Source organism: Chryseobacterium mulctrae (assembly GCF_006175945.1).
In the GTDB taxonomy this organism is placed as follows: Bacteria; Bacteroidota; Bacteroidia; order Flavobacteriales; family Weeksellaceae; genus Chryseobacterium; species Chryseobacterium mulctrae.
Genome location: NZ_VAJL01000001.1, coordinates 284091 through 310594, shown reverse-complemented (window position 1 = coordinate 310594; position 26504 = coordinate 284091). Strand labels below are relative to the sequence as shown.

General features: G+C 31.6%; 25 protein-coding genes. 12 read left to right on the top strand and 13 right to left on the bottom strand.

The features are described 5' to 3' along the window. The first annotated feature begins 98 nt into the window (after positions 1-98). Entirely contained in the window at positions 99-800 is a 702-nt protein-coding gene (locus FDY99_RS01355) for a hypothetical protein (protein ID WP_139418769.1), read from the top strand. Between the two features lie 4 nt (positions 801-804). Here the strand turns inward: FDY99_RS01355 and FDY99_RS01350 are convergent, their stop codons facing one another. Next, positions 805-1716, bottom strand: coding sequence for a hypothetical protein (locus FDY99_RS01350; protein WP_139418768.1), 912 nt, complete (start codon positions 1714-1716; stop codon positions 805-807). 130 nt (positions 1717-1846) lie between these two features. On the opposite strand from FDY99_RS01350, the gene FDY99_RS01345 reads away from it, so the two are divergent. The 3 genes from FDY99_RS01345 (at position 1847) to FDY99_RS01335 (ending at position 5527) form a co-directional block, all read left to right on the top strand. Then, positions 1847-3490 carry an ABC1 kinase family protein gene (locus tag FDY99_RS01345; protein ID WP_139418767.1) on the top strand — a complete coding sequence of 548 codons (1644 nt, stop codon included), beginning with the start codon at positions 1847-1849 and terminating at the stop codon, positions 3488-3490. 54 nt (positions 3491-3544) lie between these two features. Next, complete coding sequence (locus FDY99_RS01340; RefSeq protein WP_139418766.1) at positions 3545-4048, top strand: hypothetical protein; 504 nt, start codon at positions 3545-3547, stop codon at positions 4046-4048. Between the two features lie 126 nt (positions 4049-4174). After that, complete coding sequence (locus FDY99_RS01335) at positions 4175-5527, top strand: DEAD/DEAH box helicase (protein WP_139418765.1); 1353 nt, start codon at positions 4175-4177, stop codon at positions 5525-5527. Between the two features lie 85 nt (positions 5528-5612). Here the strand turns inward: FDY99_RS01335 and FDY99_RS22880 are convergent, their stop codons facing one another. The 8 genes from FDY99_RS22880 to FDY99_RS01300 all read right to left on the bottom strand — a co-directional run bounded on the left by FDY99_RS22880 (position 5613) and on the right by FDY99_RS01300 (position 12098). Then, positions 5613-5765, bottom strand: a complete 153-nt coding sequence (locus FDY99_RS22880; RefSeq protein ID WP_162304125.1) for a hypothetical protein — start codon at positions 5763-5765, stop codon at positions 5613-5615. Positions 5766-6206: 441 nt separating this feature from the next. Further along, positions 6207-6863, bottom strand: a complete 657-nt coding sequence (locus FDY99_RS01330; protein WP_139418764.1) for a GDSL-type esterase/lipase family protein — start codon at positions 6861-6863, stop codon at positions 6207-6209. A gap of 78 nt (positions 6864-6941) precedes the next feature. Next, positions 6942-7400, bottom strand: coding sequence for a lipocalin-like domain-containing protein (locus FDY99_RS01325; protein ID WP_139418763.1), 459 nt, complete (start codon positions 7398-7400; stop codon positions 6942-6944). A 229-nt stretch (positions 7401-7629) separates the two neighbouring features. Further along, entirely contained in the window at positions 7630-8793 is a 1164-nt protein-coding gene (locus FDY99_RS01320; protein ID WP_139418762.1) for an iron-containing alcohol dehydrogenase, read from the bottom strand. A gap of 303 nt (positions 8794-9096) precedes the next feature. Then, positions 9097-9351 carry a hypothetical protein gene (locus tag FDY99_RS01315; protein WP_139418761.1) on the bottom strand — a complete coding sequence of 85 codons (255 nt, stop codon included), beginning with the start codon at positions 9349-9351 and terminating at the stop codon, positions 9097-9099. 292 nt (positions 9352-9643) lie between these two features. After that, on the bottom strand, positions 9644-10048 hold the full coding sequence (locus FDY99_RS01310; RefSeq protein ID WP_139418760.1) for a hypothetical protein: 405 nt from the start codon (positions 10046-10048) through the stop codon (positions 9644-9646). 60 nt (positions 10049-10108) lie between these two features. Then, positions 10109-10771: a hypothetical protein gene (locus FDY99_RS01305; RefSeq protein WP_139418759.1), complete on the bottom strand. Its 663-nt coding sequence runs from the start codon at positions 10769-10771 to the stop codon at positions 10109-10111. A gap of 10 nt (positions 10772-10781) precedes the next feature. Next, positions 10782-12098, bottom strand: coding sequence for a hypothetical protein (locus tag FDY99_RS01300; protein ID WP_139418758.1), 1317 nt, complete (start codon positions 12096-12098; stop codon positions 10782-10784). 134 nt (positions 12099-12232) lie between these two features. Here FDY99_RS01300 and FDY99_RS01295 point away from each other — a divergent pair, with 134 nt between their 5' ends. Continuing rightward, a complete protein-coding gene (locus FDY99_RS01295) occupies positions 12233-14767 on the top strand; it encodes a phosphoenolpyruvate carboxylase (protein WP_139418757.1) in 2535 nt (844 codons plus the stop codon). Positions 14768-14819: 52 nt separating this feature from the next. Here FDY99_RS01295 and FDY99_RS01290 read toward each other — a convergent pair whose 3' ends face one another. Beyond that, a complete protein-coding gene (locus FDY99_RS01290; protein ID WP_139418756.1) occupies positions 14820-15710 on the bottom strand; it encodes a mechanosensitive ion channel family protein in 891 nt (296 codons plus the stop codon). Between the two features lie 93 nt (positions 15711-15803). On the opposite strand from FDY99_RS01290, the gene FDY99_RS01285 reads away from it, so the two are divergent. After that, the gene (locus FDY99_RS01285; RefSeq protein WP_139418755.1) at positions 15804-16439 is read left to right on the top strand and encodes a peroxiredoxin; all 636 of its coding nucleotides are present in this window, start codon (positions 15804-15806) and stop codon (positions 16437-16439) included. 105 nt (positions 16440-16544) lie between these two features. On the opposite strand, the gene FDY99_RS01280 is transcribed toward FDY99_RS01285, so the two are convergent. Further along, on the bottom strand, positions 16545-17135 hold the full coding sequence (locus FDY99_RS01280; protein ID WP_074228172.1) for a hypothetical protein: 591 nt from the start codon (positions 17133-17135) through the stop codon (positions 16545-16547). A 326-nt stretch (positions 17136-17461) separates the two neighbouring features. Next, positions 17462-19747, bottom strand: a complete 2286-nt coding sequence (locus FDY99_RS01275) for a TonB-dependent siderophore receptor (RefSeq protein WP_139418754.1) — start codon at positions 19745-19747, stop codon at positions 17462-17464. A gap of 158 nt (positions 19748-19905) precedes the next feature. Here FDY99_RS01275 and FDY99_RS01270 point away from each other — a divergent pair, with 158 nt between their 5' ends. Next, a complete protein-coding gene (locus FDY99_RS01270; protein ID WP_139418753.1) occupies positions 19906-20961 on the top strand; it encodes a Gfo/Idh/MocA family oxidoreductase in 1056 nt (351 codons plus the stop codon). Positions 20962-21013: 52 nt separating this feature from the next. After that, complete coding sequence (locus FDY99_RS22875) at positions 21014-21172, top strand: hypothetical protein (RefSeq protein WP_157969169.1); 159 nt, start codon at positions 21014-21016, stop codon at positions 21170-21172. A 58-nt stretch (positions 21173-21230) separates the two neighbouring features. Here FDY99_RS22875 and FDY99_RS01265 read toward each other — a convergent pair whose 3' ends face one another. Next, positions 21231-23129 carry an ABC-F family ATP-binding cassette domain-containing protein gene (locus FDY99_RS01265; protein ID WP_139418752.1) on the bottom strand — a complete coding sequence of 633 codons (1899 nt, stop codon included), beginning with the start codon at positions 23127-23129 and terminating at the stop codon, positions 21231-21233. 251 nt (positions 23130-23380) lie between these two features. Here FDY99_RS01265 and FDY99_RS01260 point away from each other — a divergent pair, with 251 nt between their 5' ends. The 4 genes from FDY99_RS01260 (at position 23381) to FDY99_RS01245 (ending at position 26492) form a co-directional block, all read left to right on the top strand. Beyond that, a complete protein-coding gene (locus FDY99_RS01260; RefSeq protein WP_139418751.1) occupies positions 23381-23824 on the top strand; it encodes a hypothetical protein in 444 nt (147 codons plus the stop codon). A 142-nt stretch (positions 23825-23966) separates the two neighbouring features. Next, positions 23967-24779: a transposase gene (locus FDY99_RS01255; RefSeq protein ID WP_317129849.1), complete on the top strand. Its 813-nt coding sequence runs from the start codon at positions 23967-23969 to the stop codon at positions 24777-24779. Between the two features lie 22 nt (positions 24780-24801). Next, on the top strand, positions 24802-25320 hold the full coding sequence (locus tag FDY99_RS01250) for a DUF1761 domain-containing protein (protein WP_317129804.1): 519 nt from the start codon (positions 24802-24804) through the stop codon (positions 25318-25320). A gap of 41 nt (positions 25321-25361) precedes the next feature. Beyond that, on the top strand, positions 25362-26492 hold the full coding sequence (locus FDY99_RS01245) for a peptidogalycan biosysnthesis protein (RefSeq protein WP_139418750.1): 1131 nt from the start codon (positions 25362-25364) through the stop codon (positions 26490-26492). Positions 26493-26504: the final 12 nt, after the last annotated feature.

Here is a 26504-nt window from a genome sequence, read left to right as displayed (position 1 = left end):
TTTTTGAATCTGAATAAATGAAAATAATGAATTGCAGAAATTTAGGTAAACAATAATTGCCAAAATTTCTGTAATTTACATTTCCAAAATTTTCACAGATGATAGATAAATTAAAATCTAAAAACAGTATTAATGATGAATTTAAATATGTTGCCAAACTTATAAGCCGTGCGACATTTAGCTTCCTCAAAATCAATCTTATCGGGCAAATTTCTATTGCTATTTTATGCGTCATTACAATCATTTTAATTATTGCTCAAACTTTTAATAATGGGGGTGGACCGGTTCATACCAATGGGCAAGCTGCCATTTTAGTATTGTTTGCAGCAAGACCAATTTCTTTCGGATTAACTGTTCTGACTGCTTTTGGAGCTCCATTTTTGCTTTTCACATTAGGAAATAAATATGTGATAGCTCGCACAATCAACAGATTGATTGCTGATAAAGGCGAACAAATACTTTTCCCGATGATTGACAGGATTTTAAATAAAGTAAAAGCCAATCAGCCTCAATTATTTCAAAAGGGAACAGATAAAGCCAAACTTCAGTTAAAAATTTTACAGGAAATAAGAGATTCTAAAGAAAATAAATGGTTCAAAAAAATCATCATTTACGGTTTCAAAAAAGTTGAACTTGACGAAATAGATTTTAAAGATGAGAATGTAAGCTTTACTGAGATTTTAAAAGGTAAAATTATCGATAAGCTTAAAGATATTTCAGAGCCAAGCCGACTGTTTTTCTATCTTATTTTGGGATGGCAGACTTTGATCTTGTTGTTGACGGTTTTTAAGGTGATTTAGGTTATTATTTAATATTTTTAGGTGCTAGATTAATTGAGTTAAGCTTTTTATCATTTAAATTAAAATAAGTGATATTATTAGAATTATCAGTTTGATTATAGAATATTTTATCTCCTATATTTCTTATAGTTCTATAATGGTATCCTGTAGAGGGTAATATTTGTGTTTCTTCTTTTTTATCAAGATTAAGCAAAACTAATTGATAGGATGATGAACAAAGAATTTTATTTTGTGATAAAATAACAGGGTTTCCATACATTGTAGAATTTCTCAATGTGTCATTTTCTATTGAAATTTTTTTCAAATTTTGTAAAGTAATTTTAGTTTTTTTATCTACAGTAAATAATCCGCTTTCTTCTTTAGCTCCTTGCATAGAAACTATTAAATTATCTTTATTTATCTCTCCAATTTCTGTCATTGAGTATGAATGTATATTAGATAATTTTTCTGTTTGAAAAGATTTTAAATCTAACTGATAAATATCAAAATTATGAAATGATTTTCTAGCAATGGGTGAATAAGAATCAAATTCTGAAGCCTGAATATAATAAATTTTATTTTCAAATTTAGACGGAAAATAATCTACTATAAATCCAGGAGTGACAGTAATTTTCTTAATAATTTTTTTTGTAGGAATATCATAAATCCAAAATTCTGGTTTGTTTATATGGTTTATGAAAACTACTTTTCCTGCTCCATAAATAAATCTCGGATTTGAAAATTTCCCTGATTTATTTAATAAAGGTAATGATTCATCTGTAGAAATATCCATTAAATAAATATTATTTAATGAGTCTACTTTGTAGTCATAAACAATTTTATTTTCATCTACAGAAATATCAAAACGGCCTAATTTTCTTTCAATATTATTTTTACCACATGAAATTATTAAAAATAAGAATACAATATATTTCATTTAGTTTTTTAAAAAGGTTGCTAAGAAACAAAAGTAATTTTTTTAGTTTATGTTGAGAAGATTTTTATAATATTTCTAATAGGAATAATTTTTGAACGTAATTTGCAATTCAATTTATTCTCACTACAATATGTTTGACAAGCAACAGCGAAAACTCAAAAGATCGGCAAAACTGATTTCTGTTTTAAGCAAATACGGATTCAAAGATATGATCGCAAGAATGGGCAAAAAACCGGAAGGGGATTTTGCACAATCTGATGAAATTATATCTAAAGGAACAGTTTACGAAAGAATTCGTCTCGCTTTGGAAGAGCTGGGTCCCACATTTGTGAAACTTGGGCAAACTTTTAGCAATCGTGAAGACCTGCTTCCACCGGAACTGATTCAGGAGCTTCAAAAACTTCAGGACAGGGTAGAAGTAGTGGAAATGAATGTAGAGGAAATTCTTGAAAATGAATTTAATATTATTCCCAAAGAACATTTCTCGGAAATTATTGCAAAACCTTTGGCAACCGCTTCTATTGCTCAGGTTTACAAAGCGACTTTAACTTCTGGTGAAGAAGTAATCTTAAAAATAAAAAAACCGGACGTTTTATCGGTTATTGAAGATGATTTATTATTGATAAAAGATTTGGTAAAACTGATTTCAACCTACTCTGAAATAGGTTCTAAACTCAATCTGAAACAGGCAATTTCCACTTTTGAAAAATCTTTGCTTGAAGAAGTTTCTTTGGTGAATGAAAGAAATAATATCCAACAGTTCGCTCTGAATTTTAAAGGTAATAAAGAAACTTACGTTCCTAAAGTCTACGATGAATTTTCTAACAATAATGTATTGTGTATGGAATTTATCGACGGAATAAAGGTGACCGATAAAGATGAATTACTAAAACATAATATTGATCCGGTTGTTGTTTCTGAAGTCGGTTTAAGGCTTTTTGTTTCGCAGATTTTAGATTACGGATTTTTCCACGCCGATCCTCATGCAGGAAATATTCTGGTGAAAAAAGATGGAAAAGTTGTTTTCATTGACTTCGGTGCCGTTGGGAAAATTCAGCCGAATGATAAAGAGATTTTGGAAAGTTTAATTGTTGCTTTTGTAGCTAAAAATTCTCATAAAATTGTTCGCCATCTGAAAAAAATGGCAGTGAGTTATGAAATTCCGGATGAAAGAAGATTTGAAAATGATGTTGAAGAAGTATTGAATTTCGTTCATAGTACTTCTTTAAAAGATATTGATCCGAATATTATTATCAATAAAATGAAAGATGTTCTGAAAGATAACAGGTTGTACATGCCCGATTATTTTTATCTTTTATTTAAAGGAATTGGTTTGATAGAAGGTGTGGGAAGAACGATTAATCCTGATCTGGATATTGTAAAAAGCCTTCATCCGTACACAAAAAAAATATTCACCAAGAAAATCAGCCCTAAAAAACTCCTGAAAACAGGAATGGAAAAGGTAATGACTTTCACCGATAATGTAGATGAAATTCCTAAAGAACTGCGATCTGTACTACAAAAATTAGATGATAATAGTTTTACGATTTCAAGTGAAATAAAAAATATTGACAAAACGAATCAATTAATAAAATCAAGCATTATCAATCTTATTTTAGCGATGGTTTTGGGTGCAAATATTATTGCAACAGCCATTGTTTTTGTTTCAGAATCGGGACCGAGAATTGGAGAGATGTCTTTGGTGGCAGTTTTAGGATTTTGTTTTTCAGTGTTACTTGTTATCATCCTTTTGCTTAGAATTACGAGAAAATAAAGTTGATATTTTTAGGAAATAAAAACTCGATATAAACAAATACTTTTAAATTAAATGAAAACATTCATCTTATTCGTTTTTATATTTTGTAGTTTATCACTTTCTGCTCAAGAAAAAGAAGGGGTTTTAGGCGATTTTGACGGAAATGGAACAAAAGAATATGCTTACACAAAGATAAATGATTGTAATGACGACTGTGACGGAAAGTATGAGACAATTATTTATTTTAGTGATAAAAAAATCAAACCATTTATAATTGCTCCATCGAGAAATGGAACTTTATACAATCTAAAAGATTTAAATAACGACGGAAAAGACGATATCGGTTTTTATCCTGATTGGTGCACGAGTTGTTGGCACCCATTTTATGTTTATACCTATAATAAAAATGGTTGGGAACCTTTGGTGTCTCCGATTTCTACACATTGCTCGCAGTGGGAAGATGAGAAGTTTCCGATTAAAAAAGATCCGAAAAAGAAAGGATATGTAATCATTACAACAAGTGTCTGGAAAGATGATGACATCAAAATTATTAGTAAAAGCGTTAAAATGAATTAATTTATTTGCTGAGATTTATACAGATTTAGATGTTTTGTAAACGTAATCACTAATCTAAAAACAGAACATTAATCTCACTTCTTTCAGCATAGATTTACAACCAAATTAATTACCTATCTTTGCAAAATGGAAAAACTCACTTTTGCAGACTTTGACCTTCCGGTTAAAGTTCTTGATGTTTTAGCAGATTTAAATTTATTTGAGCCCACTCCAATTCAGGAAAAAAGTATCGGTCCGATTCTTTCGGGAAGAGATGTGATGGGAATTGCACAAACGGGAACAGGAAAAACGTTAGCTTATTTATTACCGGTTTTAAAAACATGGAAATACAATAAAAACGGAAATCCTACCGTGGTTGTTTTGGTTCCTACAAGAGAATTGGTTGTTCAGGTAACAGAAATTGTAGAAAAACTGACAGAGAATCTTACTGCAAGAGTAATCGGAATTTATGGTGGGAAAAATATCAACACACAGAAGCTATTGTTCAATGATGGTTGTGATATTTTGGTAGGAACTCCCGGTAGAATCATGGATTTAGCGATTGATAACGCAATTTCATTAAAAGAAGTTCAAAAATTGATCATTGATGAATTTGATGAAATGCTGAATTTAGGTTTCAGACCACAGTTAACACATATCTTTGAAATGATGCGTGAGAAAAGACAGAATATTCTTTTTTCAGCAACGATGACTGAAGCCGTTGATGATATGTTGGATGAATATTTTGCTGGTCCGATCGAGATTTCTTTGGCAAAATCTGGAACTCCGCTTGAAAAAATCGAGCAGACTGCTTATAAAGTTGAAAACTTCAATACGAAGATCAATTTATTAGAACATTTGTTGAAAAGCAATGAAGATATGTCTAAAGTATTGATTTTTGCGAACAATAAAAAGCATGCAGATTTACTTTTCACCCAAATTAATGAGCTTTTCCCGGAAGATTTTGATGTAATTCACTCCAATAAATCTCAGAACTACAGACTAAAAGCGATGAAGCGCTTTGAAAATGAAGAAATTAGAGGTTTGATTACGACTGACGTTATGGCGAGAGGTCTTGACATTTCAGATATTACCCATGTTGTAAATTTTGAAACTCCAGAAGTTCCTGAACAGTATATTCACAGAATTGGTAGAACGGGTAGAGCAGATAAAGATGGTAAGGCGATCACTTTCGTAACGAAAAAAGAGGATGATTGGGCTTTAGATATCGAGTTGTTGATGGATAAAGAATTGGCATACATCGACTTCCCTGAAGAGGTGAAAATCAACCCTAAGAAAATTGCATCTGAAGAAGATCAGATTGTGATGAAAAATCCGGCTCATGCAAAACTTTTTGACGGTGGAGGAGCTTTCCATGAGAAAAAAGACAAGAATAAAAAAGAAAACTGGGGTGGACCTTCCAAAAGAAAAACGCCCAAGAAATTCGGAGCAAACAGAGCACAACAGAAAGCAATTTATAAGTCTAAGAGAAAAAAATAAAAAAAATGCGTCTCAAGCGAGGCGCATTTTTTATTTAATGTTGATATTGTTTTCTGTAGAATTTGATTTTTAAACCAAATAAATTTTATTGTTGCTTTTTAAATACAATCACTGAGGTATCATTTACGCCATCATCATTGCAATCTTCAATATGATCAACCGTCATCATTTCAGTAGTACTGAGCGAATGAACAACTGCAGATTCTACCACGGAATCTGAGTAGGTAAAAGTCAGCATTTTTGAATTTTCACTATATTGATACGTTCCGATATCGAATCCATCAGCAATACATTCAATATTATTTTTAGTGTAATATTTTATGCTGAAACTTTGATTTTACCCGAATTCGAAAGTGTTTAGAGCTTCGCAACCTGTAACAGGAGTTGACTGTAGAATGGCATTATTAGAACCTGAAATCATCATTGTTTTACTCATTTTCCAAGTTCCCACAATGCGTTTTATAGCGGTTTGATCATTTTCGTTATCATCATTCCATAGGAGGAAAATAGAAGTAGTGTGGCAAATGCCAATAAAATGTTGTTTTTATCGATGTTTGTGTTTTAATTATTACAAAACTATATTTTTTAAAACACTGACAATGAAATAATTGAAAAAAAAGCGACTTCAACTGAAATCGCTTTTATTTTTCGAATAATCGAATGTATTTAATATATAATCTTATTTAATATAAGGATTCATCACGTTGGTCCAAAGTCTGTAACCTTCTGGCGTAATATGAAGCATGTCTTCTATAAAAAGATCTTTTCTGATGTTTCCGTTAGCATCATTCATCACTTTTGTAATGTCTATGAAATCAGCATTTTTTTCTTTTTTCATAAACTTCGCAATTTTTTTGTTGGCTTCTTTCATTTGAGGCCACAGATTTTCGCGACTCGGAGAATATTTTATTGAAATATAATCAACCTGAATGTTCGGGAATTTCTCACGTATTTTTTTGTAGAATGTTTTGTATCGGTCAACTACAACATCGGCTTTTAATTGCGCATCATCTGCAAAATCATTTTCTCCGCAATAAATAATGATCTGTTTAGGTTGATAAGGGCTCAATAAATCTTCAGAAAAATAGTTTAAATCGGTCAATCTTGATCCTCCGAAACCCCTGTTGATAATAGTTTTACCTGGAAAATAATCTGAAACATCCTGCCATTTTGTGAATGATGAGCTCCCTACTAAAAGAATAGAATTTTTTGGCGGTGCGTTTTCCTGATCTAATTTTTTGAAATTCTGAATGTCCTGCCAGAACATTGGTTGTTTTTCCTGAGCGAAAATCAGGGCGAAAGTCAGTAGCAATACTACCGATAAAATCTTCTTCATTGTTTCTAAATTTTAACGAAAGTAAATATAAAAAAAACTCCCGTAAAAAACGGGAGTCTATATCTTGTATTATTGTTTTTATCTTTTATAAGTAATGTAACTGGTGTCTATGATCATATCACCATTTACGTCAACATTTCCAAAGAGCTGTACAAGTCTAAGTTCTGTGTTGCTTAGAATATCAACTCTGTATGCTCTTTCGCTGTCATTATTATATTTTATAACCAATAATTTATCCTCATTAGAGTATGTGTAAGTTCCTTCTGTTTTTTGACTGGTACAGTTTGCACCTACTCCTGAAAAACCAGTATAAGAAGCGTAATAATCAGTTCTGAACTCTGTGATACTTTTAGTGTCACAACCTGTAGGAGTGAATGTATTTAATACAGTGGTATTGTCTTTTCCTGATATTACTTCAGTTTTTACAGTTTTCCATTCGCCTTTCAGCATATCCATTTCATAACCCTGAACGTCATCATCTTCACAAGATGTTAATGCTAATGCAGAAAAGGCAAATAAGAGTAAGTGTTTTTTCATTTTCACAAATTTAAGAATATGCTAAAATATAAATAAATTTGTAATATATATAATGAAATTAATGTTTTTTAAACAAATGTTTGTAGAAAATATAATCCAGGTAGCAGGTTTTAGGATTTAGGTTTTAGGTTTTAAATTTTTTTTTGAAGTATCATAATTTCTTATTTCACTGAAAATATATCAGCTTATTTTTTACTAAATCCTAAACCCTAACATCTATTCCCTAATTTTAATAACTCATCTCAACGATTTTGAAAGCATCCTGAGGAGTAAGGTTTTTATTTTCACCCAAACCTAACCAATTTCTTTCAGTAAAAGCTTTTTCAACTCTTTCTGCAGTTCCGGCAAAATCTTGCGTGTAATCTGATAATTTAGTCTGAATTTGAAGACTGTGGAAAAACTCTTCCAGTTTCACAACCGCTTGTTCAGCTTTTTCTTCGGTACTTCCTTCAGTAATTCCCCAAACTCGCTCTGCGTATTGTGCCAGTTTTCCTTTTTTAGCATCAAAATTATAACGGTAATGTGAAGGTGCAACTACAGCTAAAGTTCTTGCATGATCAATTCCATAATAAGCGGTTAGTTCGTGCCCCATTGCGTGAACTGCCCAATCGGTAATCACTCCTTTTTGGATTAAACCGTTTAGAGCCATCGTACAACACCACATAAAATTTCCTGCAGCATTATAATCAAACTCATCAGACATCACTTTTGGAGCGGCATTCTGAAGACTTATCAAAATACTTTCGGCAATTCTTTCCTGAAGATCAGCAGAAGACGGAGCCGTCATATATTGTTCTAAAACGTGTGTATAAGCATCTGCAATTCCGTTTGCAATCTGATTTTTAGGAATCGATCTGATTACTTCCGGATCTAAAACTGAAAATTGCGGAAACAATCCTGGTCCGCCTGAAGATAATTTTTCGTTGGTTTCTCTTCTTGAAATTACATATCCTGAATTCATTTCAGATCCTGTTGCAGGCAACGTAAGAATGGTACCGAAGGGCATTCCTTCACCTTCAAAAGTACGAACCGGTTTTTTAAGAATTTCCCAAGGCTCACCTTCGTAATTAGCAGCTGCAGAAAGAAATTTAACGCCGTCAATCACCGATCCGCCACCAACAGCAAGAAGATAATTGATTTTGTTTTCTTTGATGAAATTTAAAGCATTCACCAGAACTTCATATTCCGGATTGGCAGGAACGCCGCCAAATTCATGTAAATCATGATCTTTTAAAGCTTCTTTTACCTGATCGTAAACACCGTTTTTCTTGATGCTTCCGCCACCGTAAATAATTAAGATTTTGGCATCTTTAGGAATTTCATTTGAAATTTTTGCAATTTCACCTTTTCCGAAAAGTATTTTTGTGGGATTTTTAAACTCGAAATTAAGCATTGTTCTAAATTATTTACATCAAATGTAAGAATAGAAACACGAAATCTGAGTTAAGAAAGTTTTAAAATTTGTATGATTATATTTTATGTAAACTATTAGAATCTGTTTACAATTAGGCAAAAAAAACTTTGCTCGCAGATTATGCTAATTGAGCAGATCAATTCAGCAAATTTTTATCTGCTAAATTTGCTGAATCAGCGAGAGTAAAAAAATTGAAAGACAACAATAATATCGTTGAAATTACTTTTTCTGCTTGAGTTGACGGTTTGAATCTATTACTGATAGATGAATTACACTTAGAAATTACAAATACTTAGATTTTCTTGATTTTATTTCAGTATTGATCTGACCAATACTGATAAAACAAGGCATTAATGTCAATGAGCTACCGATTGCAACGGCAATTAAAGCAAAATTTTTGGATGTTATCGCAAAATAAAAAAGAGTACAACACGCAATAATCATTACAATTCCTAATCCTATTGTAGCACTTAAAATCGTTTTTTTCTTTGATTCTAATTCTTCTATACTCAGTTCAGATAATTTATTTGCTTTCATAATTTGGGGATTAATACAAATCTGTACTTTCTATATCAATTCTAGAAGAGATGTAATGATCTTTTTAAAAGAAACTATAAAGAGTGAAAAAACTCAATAGTAAAAACATTTCTTGATTGCAAGAAGAAATTTAAGATTTGAACTTCACGAAATTACAAAAAAATATGAGAAAATTTAATTTGAATTCACTTTAAATTGAAAAAAAAAGTGACGTAAATTGCTTGTTTATAAATTTTTATATTTCTTTTTTTTATCTTTTAGTTGTGTTTTTTTTATAAATGTATGTTGAAAACTACTCCAAAGTAATTTTATAGTATCCCTTTTCGTCTGTTACATCAATTGCGATTCCGGTAAATGTCAGCTTATTGATTTGGTAACCATCGCAACCTCCCTTAAATTCTGAAGATTGTATTGAAAAATCAAAAACTTTTAAATTAGAATAAAAAGTATAGTTTTTCGTCCCATTATACGCACCTACGTTTTCTAAAATGACTTTATTATCATCAGTTTTAGTGAGTTGTAAACTAACATGATTTTCATCCTGAATCGAATAATTACTAAGTGTTCCGTTGGTAATCAAATTTTCATCATCAGAATTTACGAATTCAAAGACAATAGGTTGTGGAGCATTATAGCACTCTTCACCACAAGCTGTGAAAACAAAAGCCATTAAAAGAAATAGAAATATATTTTTCATTTGATTTGGTAATTGATGCGAAAGTAAAATTAATGATTAAACTGAAGTATTCAAAATTATTTATAATCTGGAATTATTGTGACGAGATCTGAATATTTTTAAAACCTGTGCAAATTGATAATTGCTAATGTCAAAATCATCAATCTTAATTTCAATTTTCTCATTATTATGGAAGAAATATAGATAATTAATTTCAGGCTTGTAATCATGTTTAGACTCTCGGCTAACTAAATGTTTTGATGTAATTTTTTCAAGATGAATTTCATTCCAAACATATATTGGTTGGTCTTTTATCTGAATTCCTTTTCTGTTTATAGAAATCATTACTTTAGATATTTTCTTAATTTCTAAAACTATTTTTACGATGAAATAACCTGTAAATCCTATTAATAAAATCAATACAAATATTGAAGCGAAATTTGGTTTAATGATAATTGATAAAAGAAAAAGAATTCCGACCATCACAAAAATACTGTATGTAGAAATTGCTATAATTCTGCCAGAACGTGAATATTTAATAACTATTTCATCTGAAACGGTATCTTCCTCATATCCAATTTTATCATGCTTATGAATATTGTATTCTTTATGAATAAAAACACCATTGATAAATGCGCCAATAAAAAATATAATGGAAATAATAAAATTATACTGAAGAAGATAAACTCCTATTGTAAAAGCTAAAATACCAAGTATGGCGTAAAAAATAATTCCGAATTTCATGTTTATTTTATTAATCTATTTCATATTGATTGTTCAACTTTGCATTCAATTTATCCTGAAAAGGAATTGCAATTTCATCATCAGTAAAAATATTGTAAGATGAAAGAATATCATTAGCACACCATCTGATTTTCCAATTATTGTCTTTGGTCATTTTTTGCATTTTTTGAATAATAATATTTCCTTTAGAAAAATCTTCTTCATCAAGCCAAGAATCTATGAAGGTAAGTGCTTTTAGCCTAATTTTATCATCATTATCACTCAATTCTTGGTAGAGATAATCTATTACTTTTCGCGAAGCAGATGATGGTTCAGAATCATAAAGGATTTCATCAAGAATTTTAAAAATTCTTTTCGAATCATTACTTTTTTTAGCAATTTCAAAAAGTCTGATAAATTCATTGGCAAGAAATTCTTTCCACATATCGGTATCTTCAGAAAGAGCGTAATAAATAGAATCAAGGTTTGTTTCTTCAAATTTTGTGAAGCTTTCGCAATATGCTTTTAACTCACTGGGATGTTTTTTGGCTTGAAACCTTATGTCTTCAAGGTTTTTCTGAAGTTCTTTTTCAGATAAAGAAAATAAATCGTTAAATTTTAAAATGTTTTCAAAAATGGAAATGTCGGTTTTTATTTCTTGATTTTCCGGGTTTCTAAAATCTGATTTCTGAAATTTAGATCTGAAAAATTTTAAACATTTTTCAATTTTATAATCTTGCTGGTCAAGATCATCAATCTGAAATTCAACTTTCTGATTTTTATAATTCAAAGTAAGATATTGTACATCTACTTCATATTTTGAATGTTCTCTATGCTCTTGTTTTTTGATTAATCTTTCGTTTTTAATATTACTCCAAAGCATTTTTTCAGAATTTAAGATAATACATTGATTATTAATTATTAAAATATCTTTCTGTGAAACTTTTTTCAATAATTTCAATATTTTAAAAAGATAAGCGACAATAAAATAAGACGCAATCACAATCATTACATATTCAAATCCTTTATAATTTTGATAATCAGTTCCTGCAAGACTTATAAAATATATTCCAACAATAATAAAAATCAGATAGCCTAAAAAAGTAATAGCTAACGATAGGTTTGAATAATTAATAACCATTTCTGTAGAAAAATCAGATTTTTCAATTTGAAAATCTTTTTCCTTTTGATACAAATATTCTGTGTAAGCGCACAAAGCACATATTATAGAACCTATAGCAAAAGAAAGACTAAATAAAAATTCTTTTTCAAAAAAATAAACAGAGAGTACTGCAGAAATTACTGTTAGAAAGGAGAATAACAACGTTCCATATTTTTGTTTAATCATGTTTTTTTAAGTTTTTAGCGAAGATACATTTTAAACATAATTTTGAAAGAGTCAAATAAAAATATTCATAAAATTTCATATTATTTTAAACCGATTTACTCGCAAATAAATTTAAAATCTATTACATTTGTTATATGATACACGAACAGCGCGCAGAAAAATTCAGGCAGATTGTGGAAAATAAGTTCCAAATCTACAATTCATTATTTATGAGCCTGCCTTATGATAAAATGACCAATATCGGGATGTTGCTTCCGTTTCTTTGTGAAGAAAGTAAAAACGGTTATAATGAAGGGAAAACTCCTGTAGAAATAGTTGAAGAATTTTTTAAAAATCATACCGATTTAGAAACTGAAGAACAAAAACTCGAACTGCTTTTTAAAATTATACAATATATTGAAAGACAAGTAGTTTTGTTTGATAGTATTGAAGATGCTGCATTTCCCGGATTGCACTCTGAAAGCGACAACGGCACGGTTACCAATCTTTATGAAAGATCTTTTCACGATCATAAATTGGAGAAAGTACGTGAAAAACTGAAAGATTTCACGGTTAAAGTTGTTTTTACAGCGCACCCGACTCAGTTTTATCCGAGTTCTGTACAACGTATCATTCATGATTTAAGAAAGGCGATTACAGATGATTCTATTACGAATATTGATACACTTTTGCAGCAACTAGGGAAAACACCTTTTGTGAATAAAGAAAAGCCAACTCCGATTGATGAAGCGTTGAGTATCATTCATTATTTGCGATATGTTTATTATGATACGATTGGAGAATTATTTACGAAAATCAGAAAAACTTTTGATAACGGACATTTTAATTTGCATGAAGATATTATTCAGCTAGGTTTTTGGCCAGGAGGTGACCGTGACGGAAATCCTTTTGTGACGGCTCCTGTTACAAAAAGAGTTTCGGAAGAGCTTCGTACCGCAATTCTGAAATCTTATTACGGGAATTTGAAAGATGTGAGAAGAAGATTGAGCTTCAGAGGGGTATCTGAAATTTTAACGCAGTTGAGTAATGAACTTTACACTGCGATTTTTAGAAATGAAAAAATTACTACGGAAGATATTTTAAAAAGACTGAATGATGTAGAACAAATCTTAATCAACGAACACAATTCTCTGTTTTTAGATTTTCTTCAGAATTTCAGAGACCGTGTGAAAATTTTCGGAACTCACTTTGCAACTTTAGACATTCGTCAGGATAGCAGAATTCACCAAAAAGTAATTGATGATGTCTATGCAAAACTATTCGGAAATTTAGAAGCTGATCATGTTGAAAAATTCAATAAACTGATTGAAGTTTCAGAAAAAATTGAGACGGAATCCTTTGATGAAATTGTTTCAGATACACTCATAAATGTTGCTCAAATCAAAGAAATCCAAGAGTTAAACGGGCTCCGTGGAATGAACCGATATATTATTTCAAATTCTGATGCTGTGAAAGATGTGATGAATGTGTATGCATTTTTCAAAATCTCAGGTTATAAAGATGAAGAAATTGATATGGATATTGTTCCGCTTTTCGAAACAATGGAAGGTCTTGCCAATGCTGAAAATGTGATGAATGAATTGTACCAAAATCCGGTTTATCAGAAACATTTGAAAAGAAGAGGAAATCAACAAACGATTATGCTTGGTTTTTCAGATGGTACAAAAGATGGGGGTTATCTGAAAGCAAACTGGGAAATTTATAAAGCAAAAGAAGTTCTTACCAAGCTTTCAGAAGAAAACGGAATTAAAGTAATTTTCTTCGACGGAAGAGGCGGACCTCCTGCAAGAGGTGGCGGGAAAACCCATGATTTCTACGCATCGCAAGGAAAGACAATTGCCAATAATAAAATTGAATTAACAATTCAGGGACAAACCATTACCAGTATTTTTGGAAATAAAGAACAGGCGAAATATAACTTTGAACAGCTTTTAACAGCCGGAGTTGAGAATGATGTTTTTAAAAACTCTAAAAAAGATTTAACCGAAAAAGAAAGAGCCTTAATTATCGAATTGGCGGATATCAGTTATCAAAAATATTCAGATTTAAAGGCACATCCGATGTTCGTTCCGTATTTGCAGGAAATGAGTACGTTGGAATATTACGGGAAAACCAATATTGGAAGCCGTCCTTCAAAACGTGGTGGCGATAGCGAGCTGAAATTTGAAGATTTAAGAGCAATTCCTTTTGTGGGATCTTGGTCGCAATTGAAGCAGAATGTTCCCGGATTTTTCGGGTTTGGTTTTGCGATGCAACAAATGAAAGAGCAGGGTAGGTTTGAGGAAGTAATCGATTTGTATAAAGGTTCAGACTTCTTTAAAACTTTAGTTTTAAACTCGATGATGAGTATGAACAAATCTTATTTCCCGTTAACGTATTACATTAAAAACAACCCGAAATTTGGTGAATTCTGGAATGTTTTATTTTCTGAATACAATCTTTCAAAGGATATTATGCTTGAATTGACAGGGTTTAAACAACTTCAGCAAGAAGATCCGTTGTCAAGAAAGTCGGTGAAAATAAGAGAAAGAATTGTGCTTCCTTTGTTGAGCATTCAGCAATATGCTTTAATGAAAATTCAGAAAGGCGAAGGCAATAAAGAAGCTTACGAAAAACTGGTAACACGTTCTTTGTTTGGGAATATTAATGCAAGTAGAAATTCAGCGTAAAGAATTTTTTGAAATAAATTAAAAGAGACTGCCATAAAGGCAGTCTCTTTTTTTATAGACCTAATTTGTCATTAGGATTTGCCTGTTCACTGGCCTGATTCACCAAATTGATGCTTGTCGGCGTAACCAAAGGGATGTTGTCTGCATCGAGACGTTTTTTTATCTTTTCTAAAGCCTCACTTTTGATGTGAAGCATATTAGAACCAACCGCAATCCAGAATTTAGCCTGAAGATTGAAAATCCCTTGTTTTAAGCTTGTGAAATTTACCTCAGCAGTTTCAAGCTTATCGATGTTTTCTAAATTTTTGATAACATCTAAAATCCCTTGCTGTGCTTTGCTGACATCTTCATCGGCAGGAATTTCAAAATCTAAAATAATTCTTCTCTGCGGTGATGCTGTAATATTGTAAAACGGTGCATTAAAAATGACCTGATTCGGAATATATGCTTTTTTTCCGTCATCGGTAATCATTTTTGTCGTTAGAAAACCTATTTCCTGCACAGTTCCCGAATGATTTCCTATCGTGATATAATCTCCCACTTTGAAAGCTTTATCAATCCCGATCAGCATTCCTGAGAAAATACTTGATACCAAATCTTTCAGAGCAACACCGGCAATTACACCGGCAACACCTAAACTACCGATAAACTTCCATAAAAAGCCACTAAATCCCATGATTTCAAGAGCAATAAATGATCCCATCATCATGATGATAAATCTGAAAATTCCGATAATTGTCACTACAGATCCTTCCTTTTTACTATTAGGAAAAACCTTGTGCATGATTTTTACGGCAAGCTTACTAAGATATTTACTGGTGAAAAGAAAAAATAAAAAAACTAAAATACCCACTACAAGCTTCGGCGTGAGCTTGGCAAATGCGATATACCAATTCTCTAAAACTTTATACACTGTATCTACGTAGCTTAAGCCATAATCCATAATAATCTTTTAAATTTTAAAATATTTTTTAAGCAAAAATTTTGCCAGTTATAAAAAGTCTATTAAATTTGTAGACTAATAAAACAAAATATTATGTCAATCAAACTAGGAGATACCGCACCCAACTTTAAGGCAGATTCATCATTAGGAAATATTGATTTTTACGAATACTTAGGAAATTCTTGGGGGATTTTATTTTCTCACCCTGCAGATTTTACTCCGGTTTGTACGACAGAATTAGGTTTTACTTCAAAACTGCAGTCAGATTTTGAGAAAAAAAATACAAAGGTTATCGCATTAAGCGTAGATGGAGTAGAAGATCACAAGAAGTGGGTTAATGATATTAACGAAACTCAAAATACAGAAGTGAGGTTTCCGATAATTGCAGATAAAGACAGAAAAGTTTCTGAACAATATGATTTTATACATCCGAACGCTTCTGCAACTGCAACAGTTCGTTCATTATTAATTATTGATCCTGATAAGAAAGTGAGATTGATTATTACGTATCCTGCTTCTACAGGAAGAAATTTTAATGAAATCAACAGAGTTTTAGATTCTCTTCAGCTCGTAGATTCTCATAAAATAGCAACGCCTGTCAACTGGAATGATGGTGACGATGTGATTATTCCACCGTCTATTTCTACAGAAGATGCTCGAAATATTTTTCCTAAAGGTGTTACCGAAATAAAACCTTATTTACGATACACACCGCAACCCAATAAATAGGCTTAAATTTTTTATTTATTATATATAGTTTAGTTTTAATTTGAAGAAAGCGGCTTGGAATTTCTCCCAAGCCGCTTTCGTTTATTATGATAAAACTGTGTTTTATTATCTTACGTCGTTAGCAATGCTTTTAGCTTTTGAAGTTGGTAAATAAATACTGAAACCAACATTAAATGTAATGTTTGAGTTTAAACCTTCATTACCAAATCCTGCTTGTCCTTGATATTTTACCAATCCTTCAAGTCCAATATTTGGAGTGATGAAATATGAGTAACCAGGACCAACTCCGAAATCTAAACCAGTTGTCGAGTTACCACTTTCAACAGAAGATCCACCAATACCTACGTTACCTTCAAAAAACCATCTACCGTGATTCAATAAATTGTCAACTCCTTTTTCTCCTGGCGAAAGGAAATAACGACCTAAAGCTCCAACTCCATAATCAAATCTTGTAGGGCTTCCGTTTGTTACTTTAGAAATTCCTAAATTTACGTAACCACCGACAGCAACATTGTCTTCTACAAAGTATGCTCCTTTAGGTTGTAATGCAATGCTGTAACCTCCACCAGTGTTTAGTCCAAAGTTACTTGAAAGCAAACTACTTCCTACCATCCAGTTACCTTTTTGAATTTGTGCATTTGCGGTAGTAGCTAAACCTGCGATAGCTAATATTCCTGTAAAAATTAACTTTTTCATATTTATAATTTTAATATTAATGTTTATTATTTTGTTAAAAGTTAAAATTCAATTAATGTGCCAAAATGCTTATTGTGAAAAGGATTTAAATATTTTCAAGAGTTTTGTTAACTAAAAATTAACTTTTTTTTGTTGTTATAAATTAAGAATATTGTAATTGAATTTGCGAAATATTTTAACATAATAAGAAAACAAAAGTGATTCATAATGCTTTTACTAATGAAGTAATAAAAAAATATTAGTAAGACTTTCTTTTAGATTATAAAATAATAAAGTGGAAGTTACAATATTGTAACTTCCACTTTATATAATGATTGATCAATTATTTAAAGCTTATAAGTAAGCGTAAAATAAAAGTTTCTTGGTGTAATAGGATTTACAGAATAATTTTCGTGTACATTGTAATTCTCTACATCAAACAAGTTTCCAACTTTAGCCTGAATCATGAATTTTTTCCATTCATAACCTGCAGATAAAGCCACTGTTGTATAATCTTTTATTTCAAAAACTCTGCTTACTCCATTTCTGGCTGCTAAACTGTTTGCTCCTGTTTTTGTATCATTCCATCCAGCCAATCTATTACCGATATAGTATACACTTGCTCCAACTCTAAGTCCGGGAACTAATTTTGTAAACTTATAGAAAACAGAAGCATTAGCTGTAGTTGCAGGTGTTCTTACCAATCTTTGATCTTCCACATATCCAAACATTTCAGGAGTATCCAAATAAACCGAATTGTTGTAAGAAATACCTCCGATAATTGATAAGTTTTCAGTAGGATTTCCTGTAATGTCAAGCTCAACACCACGGCTTCTCATTTGTCCTGCAAAATCTTTTGTTAAACCTGTAGGATCAACAGCATTTCCATTATTATCTAAAGCATTTTGATAGTAATTTTTGTATAAGATTTGATATACAGTTAAATTCACAGCTAAAGCATTATTCCAAAGATTCTTTTTTACTCCAACTTCATACTGATCAATGTTCGTAGGTGTTAATGCTTCTCCATTTCTTTCTTTTCCTACGTTTGCAACAAAAGAATTGGTATAAGTTGCAAAAGCTGAAAGATTATCATTTGGCATGTAAACAAAACCTACTTTTGGAGATATTGCTTGGTCTGAAGATGCTGAATTATCTACTAATCCTTTAGTTGTTGTAGAATTAAGATTTACCAAACCGCCAGTAACAGTCTTGTACTTAGTATTAATAGTTGGCATGTTTTCAATATAAGACCAACGTAATCCTGCAATCACCTTAAATTCTTTCGAAAGACTTACAAAATCCTGAGCATAAATTCCAATTCTTCTCGTATTAATACGGTTTTTTTCCAGCGTTTGAGATTCTGGCATCGTTCCGCTTGCCCAAGATGAAGGATCGTCAAGATATAGACGACCTGTAGTTCCATTTGTACCATAAATATAGCTTGTACCGTAAGCTGCTCTATTTAAAGGATTATAATAACTATAAGAATCAGCAACACCGTAATCAGCATCTGTACCGATTAAAACTTTATGATTGATTTTTCCGGTATTAAATTCTCCATTTAAGTTTATCTGTGCAGAAGTATAGTTTTGTTCATTATACGTTCTGTTCAACGGTCTGTTCCAAGAAAGGCGGTTCGGACTTGCTGTTGCATAACCCCACTGAACTCTTTCTGTAGAAAAATAATCCTTAGTATAATTTTGATAAGAAGCCGTAGAGTTTAACGACCAATTATCATTAAACTTATGATTAAAAGTAACATTGGTAGAAACCTGTTCTACATTTTGATATTGCCAATCTGTTCCTAAAAATGCACTTCTATCTAATCCTGTATTCAAAGAATAGCTCTTGTCTTTATTTTCAATAGCACCAATTCCAAAATCCGGAGTGAAATCATTTTTAAGATAATCAGCTTCAACGATTAATTGAGATTTAGGGCTCAGATTAAATAAAAATGAAGGGTTGAAATAGTATTTCTCCGACTGTACCACATCTCTAAAACTTTCAGCATATTCATAAGCTCCGTTTACTCTGAATGCAATATTTTTTGTTAAAGGACCATAAATATCAACCGTTGGTTTGTAAGAATTCCAGCTACCTGCGTTCAAACCAACACTTCCACCAAAATCAAACCTAGGCTTTTTTGTAATCATGTTGATAACACCTCCTGCAGCCGTATTTCCGTAAAGCATTGCATTGGCTCCTTTTAAAACCTCAATTCTCTCTAATCCGCTTACTTCAGGGAAAACACCACTATTAACTCTTGATCCGTTTTTAAAAATATTGTCATTACCAAGAGCGAAACCACGTCCACCGAAACTATCCTGAGAATTTCCTCTTGAAGAGGTAATGTACATTCCGTTTACATTTTGCAAAACATCACTAAGTTGTTTTGCCTGTTGCTGCTCAATAATATCATGAGTAACGATTGCAATGGGTTGTGGAGTTTCCATCACGGTAAGATTCGATTTTGTAGACATCGGGGTTGCCTTGTTAGGGTTTCCTGTCTTACGGATATTCACATCTTCGATGGTTCCGATTCTAATCGTATCAGCTTCTGCATTTTTTAGTTGAGCACTAACTGTAACAGAAATAACCAGTAAGCCTAAAGAGATAATTTGTTTTTTCATTTAGATTATTTAGAGAGGTTTTAAATAATGCGCAAATGTAACATTGTTGTTTAGAATAATTAAAAATTATTTTCTGATATTTATCATATCATTTTATGAGTTAATTTTTCCAATTCTGATGTTTCTAAATTTAAATATCTTTGTTAAAAAATAAATCTATGCAATTGGTAAAAGTAGGTCTTTGCGCATTTGGAATGAGCGGTAAAGTTTTTCACGCTCCATTTTTAAAAGAACATCCTGGTTTTTTTATGTCTTCTGTTGTTGAAAGATCAAAGGATGATTCTAAAGAAAAATACCCCGATGCAGAAATTTACCGTTCGATAGAAGAGATGCTGAAAAATGCAGATATTGAAGTAGTTGTTGTGAATACTCCGGTTCAGACTCATTTTGAATATGTGAAAATGGCTCTGGAAGCTGGAAAAAATGTAATTGTAGAAAAACCGTTTACTGTTACGGTTTCAGAAGCAGAAGAACTGGTGAATTTGGCTGAAAATAAAAATCTTTTCTTAAGTGTTTACCAAAACAGAAGATTCGACCGTGATTATCTTCAGGTACAAAAAGTTTTGGCAGAAGGAAAATTAGGAAATGTAAGAGAAACTGAAATTCGTTTCGACAGATTCAGAACCGAGCCAAGCGGAAAAGAACATAAAGAAAACCCTGAACAAAACGGTTCAGGATCAATGCACGATTTAGGTTCGCATTTAGTTGATCAGGCGGTCCAGCTTTTTGGCTTTCCTGAAAAACTTTTTGCTGATGTTTTTTCAATGAAAGGGGAGAGTTTTGCCAACGATTATTTTGAAATTCTTTTGTATTATAAAAATGATTTACGAGTGAGATTAAAATCTTCTGTTTTTACCAAGGAAGACCATTATGCCTATAAAATTCATGGTGATAAAGGAAGTTTCTTGCAAGAGCGTACAGATAATCAGGAAAATGAATTGGTAGCAGGCGCGGTTCCAACTTATGGAAAAGAATGGATGCAGCCTTTAAAAGAAGCTGATGGAATTCTTAATTATTTTAATGAAAATTCCGAAACTGAAAGAGTTTTAACTTCAAGTGAATTCGGAAATTACATGAATTATTATCAACAAATCTACGAACACATTGTTTTTGGATATGCTTTACCATCTCTTGGAAATGAAGTCATACAAAATATGAAAATTATTGAAGCCGCTCTTGAAAGTTCTAAAAAAGAAAAAGTTGTTGAATTATAATAGATTTTTGTAACAAATATAGCCAGTAACACACCTATCTATAAAATAAATTATGCAAAAAAGAAGTTCAAGTTTTACCGTCATCGGTTTGCTTTTTGTAGGAATTGCAATGACTTTAGTTCAGGATAATATATATCTAAAATATGGGTTTCTTATTGTAGGAACCGCATTTCTTTTTTACAGTATTTTTACATTGATCAGAAAAAAGTAATTTTAGATATCATAAAAAAATAGCTGTTCGATTACTGAACAGCTATTTTTTAGTTTATTTAGTCCTGAAGCTCAAGCCATCTCATCTCATGGTTTTCCAGCTTTTCAGCAAGGCTTTCCAATTCTGCAGAAAGTTTTGATATTTTTTCGTAATCAGTTTCATTATTCAGTTGTTCCAGAATTGTGGCTCTTTTTCCTTCAAATTCCGGAATTTCTTTTTCAATGGTTTCCAGCTCACGTTGTTCTTTGAAAGAAAGCTTCTTTTTTGGAGCTTGAGCTTTCGGAACATCTGCAACAACTGGTTTTTCAACTACCTTTTCAGCTACAGTTTTTGCTTTTTTATCTTCATTTTTCTGGCTTCCGTCTTCCAGTTTTTTATTTTCTCGGTATTCTGAAAAGTTTCCGATGAAATCTTTAATTTTTCCTTCACCTTCAAAAGCTAAAATATGATCAACAATACGATCCATAAAATATCTGTCGTGAGAAACGATGATTAAACTGCCTTGGAAATTTAAAAGGAAGTTTTCCAAAACCGTCAAAGTAGGAAGGTCAAGATCATTGGTAGGCTCATCAAAAATCAAAAAGTTTGGGTTTTGATATAAAATATACATCAAATGCAGTCTTCTTTTTTCACCACCCGAAAGTTTAGAAATTGGTGAATACTGCGTTTGATCATCAAATAAGAATAATCTCAAAAACTGCGATGCGGTAATCGTTCTTCCATTTGCCAAAGGGAAGTTTTCAGAAATTTCTTTAATGAAATCAATTACTCTTTCTTCTTCTTTATATTGAAGTCCTTTTTGAGAAAAATATCCGAACTTGATGGTTTCTCCGGTTTCAATTTCTCCCGAATCTTTTGGTTCAAAACCTTGAATAATGTTAAGTAAAGTAGATTTTCCGGCACCGTTTTTTCCTACAATCCCTACTTTTTCTCCTCTTTGGAAAGAATAACTGAAATCTTTCAGCAACAATTTATCACCATAACTTTTAGAAATATCTTTAAGTTCAAGGATTTTGTTACCCAATCTTTTCATTTCAAAATCAAGCTCCAATTTTTCTTTACGGGTATCTGTTTTTGCTACTTTTTCAGTTTCGTAAAAATCATCTTGTCTAGATTTTGATTTGGTAGTTCTTGCTTTAGGTTGTCTTCGCATCCATTCCAATTCCTTTCTGTAAAGGTTTTGCGCTTTGTCAATCGTAGAATTCATATTATCCTCACGAATCATTTTGTTTTCAAGATAAGTCGCATACGAACCATTATGGAAGTACATATTCTGATCTTCCATTTCCCAGATAATCCCACAAACCGCATCAAGGAAATAACGGTCGTGAGTAACAAGAATTAAAGTGATTTTTGCTTTATTTAAATAATTTTCAAGCCATTCTACCATTTCCACATCAAGGTGGTTGGTTGGCTCATCCATAATTAAAAGAGTGTGACGGTGTTCTGCTCTGGTTTCTGTTAAAAGTTTTGCCAAAGCAACACGCTTAATCTGTCCACCCGAAAGCATTCCCATTTTGGCTGTTAAATCTGTAATTTTCAACTGAGAAAGAATCTGGCTCATTTCATTTTCCAAATCCCATGCTTTGTGAATCTCCATTTCTGCAAGTGCTGTTTCCATCTCATCCGGATTTCCTGAAAGCAAAGCATGATGATATTTTTTTAAAGCTAAAATAGGAGCAGAATCTAAAGTCATCATAAACTCGTCGATAGTAAGATCAGACTCAAAATCGATTTCCTGATCAAACAAAACTACCTGAATATCTTTATTAATAACTACAGAACCGCTGTCTGCAATCTCTTTTCCCATCAAAATTTTCAGAAGGGTAGATTTTCCGCTGCCGTTTTTGGCAACTATGGCAATTTTGTCACCTTCATTAACGTGAAATGAGACATTTTTAAACAAAGTTTTGATGCCATATGATTTGGTAAGATTTTCGACTGAAACGTAATTCATTATAGAGTGAAAGTTTTATTTGAAATTTCGATTGAGGCGCAAAAATACGAAAATTAAACCTTAAAAATATGATTGCAAAATTACGTTCGATTCCTAAAAAAAGATAATGGGATTATTTCATTTTAGCAGCGAGATTTTTACTTGCTTTTACTTTTATCAATTATGGTTATAGTAAACTTGTAGATGGTCAGTTTGGAGTTTCTTCCAGTGATTTGCTGGTTCCGTTGAAAGATCTGCCTTTGTTTAAAGTAATGTGGTTTTTATTTGATCACGAACCTTTAAAAACAACTGTAGGAATTCTTCAGATCATCGCAGGAATTTTACTGCTGTTTGAATCTACAGCGATTTTAGGAGTTATCTTCTTCATTCCCATTGCTGCCAATATTGTTTTAATGGATATCAGTTTTATGGATGAAGGAATGGGGCAGTCTTTTGCAAGGCGTTTTGCATATTACTTTCTTTTATGTTTTCTAATTCTATGGAATGATAAAGACAGAATAAAAATCATTTGGAATGCAATAATAAAAAAGTTTTCGATGAAAAGAAAATTCCCGATATTTCTTTATCTGTTATTACCATTATTTGTAATAATTCTAGAGATTTTCCCGGGTATTCCTTACGCTCTTTATTATTATATGACCAATCCTGAAAGAATTTCTGAAAGCTTCAAACTTATTCAAAGTCTTTTTCAATAGACCGGATATTTTTTTTACTACGTTTTTTGTAATCATTTTTAATGTAGATTTGAGAAACTAAACTATAAACCTGTTTAAACTTTTTAGAAAAAGAGTTTCCAGAAAATTAGCAATTTAGAGTTGCAAAAAAAAGAACTAAAATCTGGAACTCATAAGCAAAGATAAACTGGAAAAATGGATTTTACCTCATTTAAGCAAAGGCAAACGAGGGTTTTCCACGAGATTTGATTTAGGAAAAATCTTTAAACTCATTATAAAACGATTGAAAACAGGCTGCCAATGGCGGGAATTAAGCCTCAAAGAATATTTTTCAAAAGAAACAATAAGCTGGCAATTAGTCTATTATTATTTCAATAAATGGTGTAAGGACGGCTCTTTCAAAAGAATTTGGATTTCTCTTCTTCAAAATAATAAAAGGAAATTAGATCTTTCCAGTGTCCAATTGGATGGAAGCCATACCCGAAGTAAAACAGGAGGAGAATCGGTAGGTTATCAGGGAAGAAAATCATCTAAGACCAGTAATTGTATTTTTCTCTGTGATAATCAGGGACAAATGCTTTCAATGGGAAAGCCAATAAGCGGTGAACATCATGATCTTTATAATATTGAAGATACTTTGGAAGAGATTTTCGGTCTTCTGGATGCTGCTGATATAGAGTGTAAGGGATTATTTCTTAATGCCGACTCTGGTTTTGACAGTAAAAAACTTAGAGATATGCTGTATAAAAAAGAAATTATTGGAAATATCAAAGGGAATCCTCGTAACAGGGATACAAAGAATGAAAAATATTTTGATAATGAGTTGTATAAAAGAAGATTCAAAATAGAAAAAGCAAATGCATGGCTTGATAGCTTCAAAGCTTTATTAGTAAGATTTGAGACTTTGAATATTACTTGGACAAATCTACATTATCTCGCTTTCTCTATTTTGTTTCTCAGAAAAATAAAAGTTTAAACAGGTTTTATATCTAAAAACTATGATACAAATTAACTTTCTGGCAATACTTCTTGCCTCATTGATTCCTTTGGTGATGGGATTTATTTGGTATAATCCTAAACTTTTAGGGAAAGCATGGATGAGAGAATGTGGATTAACAGAAGAGAAAATGAAAGGCGCAAATATGGGCGTCGTCTTTATTTTGTCGATTATTTTATCTTTTTTAATCGGAATGTTTCTTCAGTTTGTAACGATTCATCAGTTTGGAGCTTTAGGAATGATTGGCGGTGACGAAACTTTGGCGAAACCTTCTTACGCTGCTTTTATGAATGATTACGGTAAAGCATATCGCTCATTTGGTCACGGTGCATTACATTCTTTTATGACGGGAATTTTCTTTGTTTTTCCTTTAATTGCCATCAATGCAATGTTTGAAAGAAAATCTTGGAAATATGTTTTCATCAACACCGGATTCTGGACGATCACTATTACTTTAATGGGCGGAATTATTTGTGGATGGTACGCAATGGACGGATTTAACTGGGTGACTCAAAAATAATTTTAAATATAAATTTTAAGGCTGCATTTGTGGCCTTTTTTATGCCTTATACTTTTAAAATTTTTAATTCAACTACTGAGCTTCCAATTAATTGGAATATCATCATCGGACAGCAAAATATTATGTTGTCTGAAGAATACTTTAGTGTTTTGGAAGAATCAAAACCGATGAACATGAAATATTGTTTTGTCGGTTTCTTTTCTGATGAAGAATTAATTGGTGGTGCATTATTTCAATACTTAAGTTTTATTGAACATAAAAGTTTTCAGAAAGACGAAATTTTGTGTAGTTTAAGAAATTTTTTGACCAAACAGTTGAGTAAAGATGTGATGATTTTAGGTAATAATATGTTGACCGGGCAAAACGGTTTTTATTTCGACACTTCAAAAATTCCAACTGAAAAAGCGATTCTTTTGTTGAATGAAGTTTCACAAAATATTCAAGCAATATTAGGAAAAACATCATTGATTATTTATAAAGATTATCAGAAATCATTTTTGAAAAACTTTGAAGAGGAAAAATTTAAATCATTTTACAGGTTTTCAGTACAGCCGAACATGATTTTAAATATAAAACCGGAATGGAATTGTTTTGAAGATTATAGCAATGATTTATCTAAAAAATATCGTGCAAGACTGAAATCAGCAAAGAAAAAGATTGATGGAATTCAAAAATTAGAATTAGATATTCAGTCGATTAAAAAGCATCAGAATGAAATGAATATTCTGTATCAAAATGTTGCAGAAAACGCTCCCTTCAATACCTTTTTTCTCACAAAAGATCATTTTGAAAGTATGAAGCAAAATCTGGAGGAGAATTTCAAGGTCTTCGGATATTTTTTTAATGAAAAACTGATTGGCTTTTATACTTTAATTCTTAATAACAACGATATTGATACCTATTTTTTAGGCTATGATAAAGAGATTCAGAAAGAAAAACATATTTATCTGAATATGCTTTTTGATATGACCGAATTTGGAATTTCAAATCAGTTCAAGCGTATTGTTTTTGGCAGAACTGCACTCGAAATAAAATCTACAATTGGTGCCGAACCTGTAGAGATTTTTGGTTTAATAAAACATAACAACAAAGCCATCAATCCTTTTATGGAAAAGATTTTCACATCATTAAATCCAAAAGTAGAGTGGATTCAGAGAAAGCCTTTTAAATAAATTAAGAATTCC